Raw genomic sequence first — 11657 nt, 5'->3', positions numbered from 1 at the left:
CCCTACAGCCCCTGACACACATTTTGCGACCCACTGTCGAGGAACGGCGCAAAGGGGCAGCTCACATAACGCAGCCGCACCGACGCATTGCCAAGGTCCACGACGATCTGATCCGCCCGGATCGCCGCAGGCGCGTTACCGATGCCGCCGCCCCGCTGCCCGCCATTATGCACGCCCAGGAAGCTGATCATGTCATCCTGATCAATGCCGTCGCCCGACACGCCGATCGCGCCGACCAGCACATTACCGCGATAAATGGGCACGGAGCCGGGGAAAATCTGGACGCCGTTCTGGATGCGGTTTCCTGCACCCACGCCCGTCACCGCCGAACAACGTTGCGGCGTGTCGGTCGCACTCGCGCCCGTCACGTAGGCCAAGTGCGCCGCGAGGTCGCCCACCACCAATGCCGACTGCAAGCCGGTGGAGAAAGGATTGAACTGCGCGATCGGGCGGGAGAACGGCCCGTTAGGCCGCCCCACCTCGCCATCGGGGAAATAGGGGCGTGACAAATTGCCGTTGGCGCGGTCGGTAAAGGCATGAGTTCCCGTCAGCGCCGCCGGATCATTCAGAAACGTCCGCGCCTTCCCCACGAACGCCGCCACATCCGCACTGCTGCTCGCCAGCAGGTCCGGCGCGGCATGAGCGCCCGAGAAGAAAGCCGCCGTCCGGGCCTTCTGCAAGCTCACATCAGTGCCAAAGATCGGCGCATCGGGCGACCGCACGATCCCCAGCGCTGCGCCCCGCGTATCCACGACACTGATCGTCACCTGCGCCCGGCTGTCGAGCGGCTGCCTGATCTGCGCCCGCGCCCGGCTCATGATGGTGAAGGCTTCCTCCAGCACCGCCGTCACCTCTGCGGCGGTCAGCGGCTGCGCGACATCGCCTGCATCAGTCGCCGCCCGGATCGGGAAGCGATTATTGCCCGACCCGTCCGTCAGCACAAAGGCGTCACGATTGGAAAACTCCGCCACCCGCGAAGCCCGCACGCCCGAAAGCTCGCTGCCATAGGCGACGCCCGCCAGCACCATCGGCGCGGGATCGCCATAATAGCCACGCACCGCCACCAGCGACCCGGCGCTGCCATTGATCGCGGCAAAGCTGGCCGTCCCGCTCGCCATCAACCCCGCATAGGCCGCATCCGAATAGCGCAGCGACGTGCCGTCCACGAAGATGCGGTTCGCGCGGATGCTGCCGGGCGCTTCAAAGCCCAGCGTTCCAGCAAGAGCGATATATTCTTCCGGATCATTGTCCGTGTCGGTGACATTCGCGTCGGACCCATAGACCCCGTCCGCCATTACCCCGACGCCGCCGACGACAACGCCATTTTTGTAAAGCGGAAAGCCGCCCGGGTCAGCCGCCAGCCCCAGCGGCGACCGCTTCGGCCCGATCATCGCTTGTGAACCCGACGACATATAACGCGCCGACAAGTCCGAACAGGGCAGCTGGCTGAACTGCACGCCGAACAGCGGCCCGCTCTCCAGCCCCACCGTCCCCGGCGCGGGCGGGAAATGCTCCTGCACGATCATGCTCGCCGTGCGCGTCGAAAAGGCATTGCCACCGCTCGACAGATAAGCACCCGTGATCGCCTTGCTGATCGCGCCAGCCTCGGCCGGGACGGTCAGATTCTGGGCGTCTATATTCTGCCCGTTGGGAGCCGCGCTGGTTGTCGCGGTGGCCCGCGCGCCGTTCATGCGGAATACGGCCAGCACATTGCCGACCCGGTCTGTGACCGCAATCACCGCTGGCAGACTACGCGCCTGCGCCTCAGCGGTCGCATGCGCTACGACATTCTCCACATCGGCGACGGTTAGCGCCTCCTGCGCCGGATCGGCATAGAGGCGCGTCGGCGTGGGCGTCGGGGTCGGGGTGGGCGACCCGCCGCTTCCGCCACTGCTGCCGCCGCCACCGCCGCAGGATGCCAGCATCAATGCCGACAGCGCCGCGAACGCGCTCAATCTGTGCCGCAATCCGCTCACCGCAATGCTCCGATACTGCGCGCCGCACTGCCCAAGGCGCTGCGGAAGGCGGCGGGTTGATAGCTGTTGGGCTCCTTGACCGCTGCATAGGCGCGGTTGACGTCCGCCCGGATGCCTGCCGCCGCACCCACGGTCACGCGGCCCGACTTCACCATGCTGTTCAGCAGCGTATCGACCGCCATCACCGCCTGTACCGACCCTTCATAATCGGTGAAGCGCGGGCTGATCGCGCCGCCCGCGATCTCACTGACGATGGCGAACGCCATGTCGCCATTCGTCCGCGCCCCCGCAAAGCCATTGGCCAGCGCCCCGGCGCTCGCCGCCAGCTTGCCTGCCACCGCGACCGCCGAACCCCGGTCCCGCGCGATGGCGGCATGGAACGCCCTGCTGTCCGCATCGAACCGGGCCGCCGCGCCGGGCGCGATCACCTTGGCCGCCGCCGACAGCATGATCATATTCTCGTCATTGAAAGGCGGCATGCCCGCCGGGATCGGCCGTCCGGGGTTCGCTTCCCATGTCTTGCTGCGCTCGGCCTGATCATAAATGCGCCGGTGGCAGCTCTGGCAGTCGAAGAAATAGAATTCCGGGAAAGCCCCTTCCGTCCCCTTCGCGCCCGCATAGAGGGTCAGTGCGCGCTGCACCGCCATCGCCTGACCCACCGCCCAGAATTTCAGACCGTCGGTCCGCCCCTTGCGCCGCGCATAATCCGCGTCCTCGTCGTGATGCGCCTGCATGGAAGAGAAGAGGTCGAGTTCAAACGAGACGCGGGGATGGCCAGCCGCCATCATGCGATGATCGACAAACTGCCCCGGCCGGTCGCTCCCAAAATGGCAATCGAGACACACCGCAGCCCGCGCCTGTGGCCGATCCAGCGGGATCATCCCCGCCGCGACGTTCGACGCATGGCCCGCCCCGACGGCATAGTGCGACGCGATCCATCCGCCCGCCGCGCCGTGGCACGCTTCGCACCCGACGCCATCGCTAGCCAGCACCCGCGCGCCCGTTGCCGCCGCCGGAGTCGAATGGCACCCAAGGCAAGCGGGGGCCGCCGCCGCATCGCCCAGGCCCAGCGTCGCCGCGATCTGCCGCCCGCGCGTACCGCTCAGCACCGCGAAGGCGCGACTATGCGCGCCGCCGGGGCTGGAAGGCTCCTGCCAGCGCATCAGCTCATCCTGGCGCACGACCTTGCCGTCGCCTTCCATCCGCCCGTGACAGGTGGAGCCCGCGCAGGAGGCAACACCCGTGAACCCGCGCGCCACCGGAGCCGCGTCAGCCGCCCCCCGGCCGCCCCCCGGCAAGGCGCACAGCAGCAGCACGAGCAGCATCGCCGCGCCCAGCACTACCATGCCAGCCGCCCGCCTGCTTACTCCGTAGCTCCTGAAGCCCCCCATTCACACGCCCCCTTGCGCGCGACCGCTCTAGCCGCGTCCGCGCCACCCTTTCAATCCCGTTTCTCTTGATCTTTCCGCTTATTGCGCACCGCAGGCCTGCTCGCCCGGCCCGCCGCATGGGCGATCCCACAGATCCTCATTCCCCGCGCCCGTCACCGGCTCGTCGATCAGCGGAGGAAAGCCCTCCGTCACCACGTCGTGCAACGCGATCAGCGCTGTCGGGATGATGCGCGACACCGCCACCGTAGGATCGAGCAAGCCGTCGAACGTGTCCCGGCTGTCGAAGCTCAACGCCGTGCAAGACCCGAAGATGAAGCAGCCGTTGATCTTCGATCCGGCAGCATAGCCTCCATCGATCGCCACCAGCGGGATCGTGTCGAGCCCGGTCGCAAAGCCCCCGCCAGCCAGCGCCAGCCGCCCGTTTATCGCGATCTGGGGACTTCCGTTCCCACTGCTGATGATCAGGCTGTTGGCGGTAAAGCCGCGCCGGTCGGCAAAGCTGGTCGACAGCCCGCTATTCTGGATGAAGATGCCGTCGGTCGCGGCCAGACGGATCGTCCCCGCCTGCAACATCCCCGCGTCCAGCGCCAGCCCATCATTCTGCCCAAGCCGCAAATCCCGCGCCGTCACCGAATCCGCCGCCCGGACATCAGCAATCGCCTCCGCCGTCGCGACATAGATGGACGGCGCGTCAAGCGTCAGCACGCCGCCCAGCCCGCCATTGCCGTCACTGATCGCGATGGAGCCAAGACCCGCGATCACCTCCAGCGCGTCTCCCGCCGTCAGCGTCAGTCCGCCATCGCCCGTTCGCCCGGTCATCGCCACCGCGCCCTGCACACGCAACAGCCCGGCCGCGCCAATACCCATCACGCCGCCGCCCGGAAGCACATTGGTCCCGATCGTCAGGTCGCGCACGGCCACATCCCCCGCGCCCGCGATCGCAATGCCGCCTGCCGATACACGGCCCAGCTCCGCCGCCGACAGGCTGTAGCCCGCCGTCGCATCGCCGCCGCCGATGAACGCCTGCGCACCCAGCGCATCGAAGCGCAACAGTCCCGTCGCACTCACTTGCCCATTGGCTAAAATCGCGATGTCGCCGGAACCGATCGTCACCGCCTGCCCGCTGACCTGGCCGTTCACCGCCACCAGTCCGGCGGCATTCAACAACACATCGCCACTTGCCACAGCATTGGCGATCGCCATCCCGCCGCTCGACCCCAGGCTGATATTCCGCCCCAGCGCATTGATCGCACCCTGCGCCAGCAGGTCGTTCACCACCAGATCACCAGCTCCGGCATCCAACGCCGCCGCTCCACCCGAAGCCAGAGCCTGCGCATTGATCCCCGCGCCGTTCAGGGTCAACGAGCCGCCCGCCACCGCATTGCCGATGGTCAGCGCACCGCCGGAGGTCATGGAGATGCCACCCGCCGCCTGCGCATCGGTAATGTTCAGTCCGCCAATCGACCGCAGCAGCAGATCACCCGTCCGCGCCGTCATCACGGCGCCGCTGATGCTACCCGCGTCGATGTCGATTGCCCCGGCAAGCACCTGCCCGCCAAATTGCGCCACCGCCCCGCGCTGCTGCAATAGGCCGCCAATGTCACTGCCGCCCAGTTGCAGGCTGCCGTTCACGATCAGGTCGCCACTGGTAACCGCATTGCCGATCTGCAAACCACCCGTCGCGGTCAGCGTCTGGCTGTCCGCATTCAAGGTGCCGATGTTGATCCGTGCCGCCGACAGACTCCCGCTGCCAGCGCCGATCGTCAGCGCGCCGCCGATCACAAAGTCACCACCGATCGCGATGCCCGATCCGCCCAGCGCATTGCCGCTCGCGTCCGCCATGTCGAGCAGCCCGGCCGATGACAGGTTGCCCAGCGTGATGCTGCCCGCGCCACCCAGCCCGATCGCCACCCGGCCGCCGGACAGCAGGTCGCCGCCCGCGCCATCGATGCTGCCCTGCGCAAACAGCCGCAGGTCGCCTCCAGCCGTCAGCGCGCTGCCGCCTGACAGGGCGATGTCGCCACCGCGCGCCAGCATCGTCAGCAATCCCGCCGAACGCAGCGATGCGCCCGTCGCGCTGATGCCGCCCGGCGTGTCGAGGGCAATGCTGGCCGCCGACAGGCTGTCCGTGCCTGCCGCCCGTCCAGTATGGCTGAACGCGATGCTCGTGCCCGAATAGCCGGTCAGCGCGCCCGTCACCGCCAGCGCGCCGCCGCCGTTGAACGCAAAGGACAGTGGGCCTTCCGTCAGGAAATCGGCCGCGCCATCGACCTGCACCACATTGCCCGACGCGGCAAAGCTGATGCCGGTGAAGCCCGGCACCGCCTTGCCCGCCGCATGCAATGTCATCGGCCCGGCCACGCGCAGGCCGCCGCCCGCCGCGCTGCTGCTGTCGGTAAAGCTGATCCGGCCGCCCGCGCCGCCATTGGCGGTCATGGACAGCGAAGCCAGCTGCCGCTGCACACCCGCGCCCGGCGCGACGCCGCCGCCGTTGGTGAGGGAAGCCGTCCCGCCACTCGTCAGGCCGTCGATCCCGCCCGTGCCAGCCAGTCCCGCCGCGCCGTCAGCGACGATGGAAAGCGGCCCCAGCAGGAAATCGCCATCGCTCGCTGCGAAGGAGGCGACGCCGCCCGCGCCCGCGCCACCATTGCCGCCCGCGCCATCGGCCAGCGCCGGATCGCTCGCAACGCCGCCATTGGCGCCCGCGCCGCCCTGACCAACCGCCGTGATGCTGTAGGCGGGCAGCGTCGAAAAGCTGTTGCTTACACGCAATTTTCCGCCGTCGATCCGCAATGTGGCCGACCCGCCCGCCGCATTGCCGCCCGAACCGCCTGCCCCACCGGCAAGCCCATCGATCCCGGCCGAACCCGCACCGCCGGTCGCATCACCGCTCAACACCAGTCCCGCGCCAGTGACCGCGCTCGCCCCGGCGTTCACCGCGAACAGCGCCGTCCCGCCCTGCGCGTCACCGCCATCCGCGCCTGCCAGCCCAAGCCCGCTCTGGAATGCGCCAGTGCCGCCCGCGCCGCCCAGTGCTTCTGCCAGAACGCCGATGTCGCCCGCGTCGAGAGAGGTCGATGCGCCGGTCAGCCCCAGCGTCGCCGCGCCGCCAAAGGCATCGCCGCCCCGGCCCGCCGCTCCGCTGAACGCCATCCCGCCAGCACCGCCAAAGCCGGAAGCCGAAACGCGCAACTCGCCGCTGACGCTGGTCGCGCCAAAACCGATGTTGAGCGCCGCGATGCCGCCCGTTCCGGTCCCGCCCGCGCCACTGCTGGCGCTATCCGCGCCCACGCTGCCAAAGCCGTCGGCGCTGACGATCAGGCTGGCAAAGCTGGGATCGACATCGATCAGCATGTCCGCCGTGCCGCCCGTGCCGGCGCCACCCGCACCGCCCTGACCGGGTCCAAAGGCATAGATGGGCTTGTCGTTGATATCGAAACCGCTGATATAGCCGTTGATGCCCGCCAAGCCGCCCTGCCCTTCGGCCGACACGGTCAGTGCGCCGATCGCATGGCCTTCGCTCAGATAAGCGACACGCGCCGTCCCGCCCGTGCCGTTGCCCGCCGCGCCACCCGCCGCATCGCTGCTGTTATTGCCGCCAGCGCCCCCGACGCCCGCCGCCGACACAAGCAGCGACGGCGCTGTCAGCGCCCCGCTCGCCAGCGTCAATTCCGCCGTGCCGCCAGTGCCATTGCCGCCTGCGCCTGCTATGTAAAAGCCGCCCGATCCATCGGAACCGGCCAGGCCGCCTGCGCCGCCATAGCCCAGCGCCCCGATGCTAAGGTCCTCGGTGACGATGATCTGGCCGGTGCCGCCAGCGCCCATGAGCAAGCGAGCGGTGCCGCCGAAACCCGCGCCGCCATCCGCGCCGTTGGGGCCGTTATAATTATAACCGGCAAACGGATCGCCGCCGCCGCCCACGCCATTTGCCGCGATATGGATGGCATCGGCGTTCAGAACGCCGCCGCGCGATTCCAATATGGCCGTGCCGCCGGTGCCCGATCCCGCCAGGCTCGATACGTCGTCAATGGCGTTCGCCGCTACCGCCTCACCACCGACGCCCCCCGCGCCCAATTCCAGATTGGCGATGTTGGCGGTGCCGCCGGTCATCAGGAACTGGACCGAGCCGCCCTGCCCGCTGCCCGCCTGAATCGGCGTGACGCCGTCGCCACATGACGGGCAGTTGACGGAGGAAGACCCGCCCTGTCCATTGGCGCTCGCAAACAGGCTAGCCGCGTCGAAACTGCCGCCCGCGACCAGGAAATTGACTGACCCACCAGTGCCGTTCCCGCCATCGCCCTCGTTAAAGGCCGAACCTCCCGAACTGAACGTAGAGCCGCCGAAACTCGACTCGGCCATCAAGCCGAACGATCCTTCCGTCGAAGCGCCATCAGCGGAAGCATAGAGGGTGCCGAAACGCATCACCGCGTCCCCTGCTGCCCCGGCCCGGCTCTCCACCGCTATGCTGCCGCCCAGCCCGTCGCCACCCCGGCCCGCTACGCCATCGGAATATTCCGTGCCGCCGCCAACGCCTTTCGCGTGCAGATACAGACTGCCATCCGCCACAAAGCTCGCGTCGGTCGCATGGATCAGGATCGACCCGCCCGTGCCGTTTGCCCCGTTCGCGCCATAGCCGCCCCGGCCATCGGCGGTGGCGTTGCAATAATCGACGCAATCGGCGGCGAAACTGCCGCGCAATCCGTTCGCTGCATTGGCCGACAGGATGATGCTGCCACCCGTGCCGGTCCCCGCCGCGCCGCTGGAGTTCCCGCCGATCGCGTTGGCATATATGTCAAAACTGCCGGTCGTGATGCCGCCACCCGCCGCCGAAACGTCGATGGTCCCGCCTGTCGCGTTGCCGCCTGTAACGGGCGGGGAGGAATAGCTATATTCGACCCCGGCGGTCGCACTCAACGTCATGGTGCCAAAATCGATCGCCCCCGCCAGCGGCCCGCTCGGTCCTGCGGCGGTTCGTGCCGATACGGTGATGGCTCCCCCCGTCGCATTGCCTGCGCTGTCGCTGCCGGCCCCGGCGGTCGCATTGGCATAGGCCAGTAGGCTGTCGGCACTGATTGATCCGCCCTCCGCGACGACACTGATCGCGCCACCCGTCGCATCCCCGCCGATCAGCTGGGGCAAGCTGATGTCCCCCAACACCTGTGCGCTGGCGTCCAGCCGCAACGCGCCCGTCACATCGATCTGCCCCGGGGATCCGCTGCCCCCAAAGGTCAGCAGGTCGATCTTGCCGCCTGCGCCGCCAATCCTGGCGGTTAGGGTCAGGTCGCCGCCAACGCTGATGCTGCCGCCCTGATCGACACGCAGTGTAATAGCCTCGCCCGCAGTCAGGTCCATGCTTCCAGTCGTCGCAATTGCGCCGCCCGCACCGGAATGCACCGTGATCTCTCGCGCCGCCGTCAGGCTGACGTTGGCCGCTCCAACGCCCGTGGTGTTGCGTGGACCAATAGCATTATCTACGACATCATATCCGGCGGCCAGCACGACCGCGTTACCTAGCTGAACGGCATTCGCTGCCGCCTCATAGCCGATATTACCGGACAGCAGCATGGTGAGCGCATCATTCTTCGGCATAGCGACCATGAAGATATGCTGCGGATCAGTAATCGTAGGCACTGGCTGTTCGGTGCTGCCCGTATGCACCACGCCATTGGCGTCGGTCGTGCCCGCGCTGATGCTGATGTCGAACAGGCCGCCGTTGATCCTGATGTCCGCAGCCTCCGCACCGACATAGGCAGCCGCGCCATTGACGGCCACCGTCCCGCCCTGCACCACGCGCGGCGCCACCAGCGCGACATAGCTGCCGCTCGCCAGCGCGTTGATCTGCGCGCCCGGTTTTACTTCGACCGATGTCAGGACGTTGCTGGGACCGCGAAAACGGATCTCGCCCCCGCTCCCGTAGAGCCCGCCGGTGGTGTCAATTTCATTGCTGGTCAACACCAGCGACCCGACATTGAACAAGGCGTTAGGGCCAGCGACGATACCGCCCGGCGCGTAGAACCACACTTTGCCGCCCGTGCTGCCGTTGATCTGACTCTGCACCGTGCCGTTCAGTTCGATCACTCGCGAAACCGACACCCCGCTGCCATTGACGGGCAGGATTCGGTTCAAGACGGTGAAGTCACTGAAACCACTGAAGACGACAGTGTTATTCTGGGGCAGGAAGTCGATCGGGCCAGTGCCGCTCGTATCGTCAGGCGTCCAGTCGATGATCGCCTCAGACGAATTCAACGAGATGGTGTCGGTCCCGGCGGACGATCCTTGCGAAACAAAGGCATCGCCTGATTGTACCGAATAGCTGCCCTGAAAAGCCTTGTTGACCTGCGCCACGCCAGCGCCGCAGCCAACCGCGAGCGCAACGGCGCTGGAGCGGCCCAACAGGGTCAAAAGCCAGGATTTGCTACGCTTTTTCGACATTAACGCCTCCACGGCAGAATTCGAGTGCTAAGCGACAACAGCAACCGCGTGTCGCCCCGCTCCGTCTGCAACCCCGCGCGCCGCAGCGGCGTTGCCAGCGCCACGTCGATCCGCGCATGATTGGACCAGGTCGCCCGCACCCCGCCACCGGCCGAATAGAGCTTCTGCGGATCAAGCCCGGCAAAGACGCTGCTTTGGTGCCACATCCACGCCGCGTCGAAGAAAAGGAAAGGCTGCACCGCGATCGCGCCCGGCCCCTTGGGCGTGATCCGCCCATAACGGACCTCCGCCCCGAATCCGACGCCACTGTCGCCCGTCAGCGTGCCCGGATCATAGCCGCGCCCGACCGTATAATTGCCCGCGCTCATCTGTTCATAGGACAGCAGCGGGTCCGGGCTATATTGCGCGCGGGGCGACAGCGCGAAGGTCAGCTTCGGGGTGGGGCGATATTCCGCCTGCACCCCTGCCCTCACCAGAAAAGCGGAGGCGTCTCCGTCCAACTGTCCCGTCGGAATGCAGGCCGCCTGATTGCCGCAAGGCTCACTCGCCCCCAGCCCAGCGAGCCCGTGGCGTAGTTCCAGATTGCCGCCGATCCGCCATTTGGGTTCGATCGCCGAATAGCCGGTCGTACTCCCAAGGCTGTCGGCATCAATCGCCTCTCCCTCCAGCCGAAGAAACAGCACCCGCAACCGGTCGCGCGACAAGGGCAGAGAGCCGATGCGAAGGTCCTGATCGACCACGTCCAGCCCGCCACTCGCCAACAGCGTGTGCACCTGCCGCCGCACCAGGGGATAGGACAGCGCGGCCGAAGCGATCATCGTTCTGGACGACAGGTCCAGCCCGTCGATATCGGGCTTGCTCCAGGCATAGGTGAAGTCGCCCGACAGCCGCAGCCCGTCGCTCCCCAATGCCATGCTGTGCCCGACCTGCAATACCGTCTGCTCGCTCGGTTGCACAGTGTTGAAGATGCTGAGGACCGTGCTGTCCCCCATCCCGGTCAGATCGTTGAAGCGCACCCGCGCGAGGCCGCCGAAGCGGCCCACCGCGTTGCTGCCAAGGTTCTGGACATTGACGTCCATTTCCACCCGGCGACGCACCACCTGCACTTCGCCGATGACCTCGCCCGGCGCCGTCCCGGCGGGCCGCAGCGCCAGCCGCACGTCATAGCCCGGCAGATCGCGCGCCAGCAGCAGGTGCCGTTCCGCCTCATGCACGTTGAACAACGGCTGCCCCTTGAGCGCTTCCATATGCGCGGCAATCAGCCGTTCGCTCCGGCCCGCGTCGCCCCGCACCTCGATAGCGACCAGCCGCGCCATCAATATGTCGAAACGGACGGTGCCGCCTTTCTCAATGCGCTGCGGCGGGACCTGCACCGCCGCCAGATAGCCGAGCTGCCGCAGCGCCGTCGCGGCCCGGTCGCGGACTTCGCACAGGCTGGCGATCGGCACATCCCGCCCGGCCAGATCGCCCCAGCTGTCCTTCAAGACGGCCGCGTCCACGCCGCGAAGACCGTCAAACTGCACATCGGCAAAGTTCACGGTGACATTGGCAAAGCGCGGATCGGCCAAGGGGCAAGGCGCCCGCTCCACGCCGCCTTCGACGGTCAAACGGCTTCCTTCGCCCGCGACGTCGGCGGCCTGTTGCCCCGGGGACAGTTCCTCCCGCGTCGGTGCGCGCGGCGCGACCTGCGCCATTGCGGGCATTGGCGCCAAGGCGGTCAGTGCCAACGCCATCCGCCAATGCGCACGCCCCGTCATGCGGGATGTTGCTGCCCCCTGAAACCCCATAGTCGTCTCATTCCCCCAAAGTGCGACGGGAGCGGCCATATGGCCTGTCGTCCCTGTCGCTGCGACCGTCC

The 11657-nt window shown here is 67.6% G+C and carries 4 protein-coding genes; all 4 read right to left on the bottom strand.

Annotated elements, in window-relative coordinates:
- Positions 1 to 2 precede the first annotated feature (2 nt).
- Positions 3 to 1925 carry a heme-binding protein gene (locus ACYU81_RS16000; protein ID WP_460989118.1) on the bottom strand — a complete coding sequence of 641 codons (1923 nt, stop codon included), beginning with the start codon at positions 1923 to 1925 and terminating at the stop codon, positions 3 to 5.
- Positions 1926 to 1972: 47 nt separating this feature from the next.
- Entirely contained in the window at positions 1973 to 3322 is a 1350-nt protein-coding gene (locus ACYU81_RS15995) for a multiheme c-type cytochrome (RefSeq protein ID WP_460988597.1), read from the bottom strand.
- 123 nt (positions 3323 to 3445) lie between these two features.
- Complete coding sequence (locus tag ACYU81_RS15990; RefSeq protein ID WP_460988596.1) at positions 3446 to 9799, bottom strand: histidine kinase; 6354 nt, start codon at positions 9797 to 9799, stop codon at positions 3446 to 3448.
- Positions 9799 to 11556: a ShlB/FhaC/HecB family hemolysin secretion/activation protein gene (locus ACYU81_RS15985; protein WP_460988595.1), complete on the bottom strand. Its 1758-nt coding sequence runs from the start codon at positions 11554 to 11556 to the stop codon at positions 9799 to 9801. The genes ACYU81_RS15990 and ACYU81_RS15985 overlap by 1 nt, the downstream gene beginning before the upstream one ends.
- Between the last annotated feature and the right edge of the window lie 101 nt (positions 11557 to 11657).

The sequence above is a fragment of the Sphingobium sp. TomTYG75 genome (genome assembly GCF_054771635.1).
The sequence above is the reverse complement of the archived record's forward strand: the minus strand, read 5'-3'. Positions and strand labels throughout refer to the sequence as shown.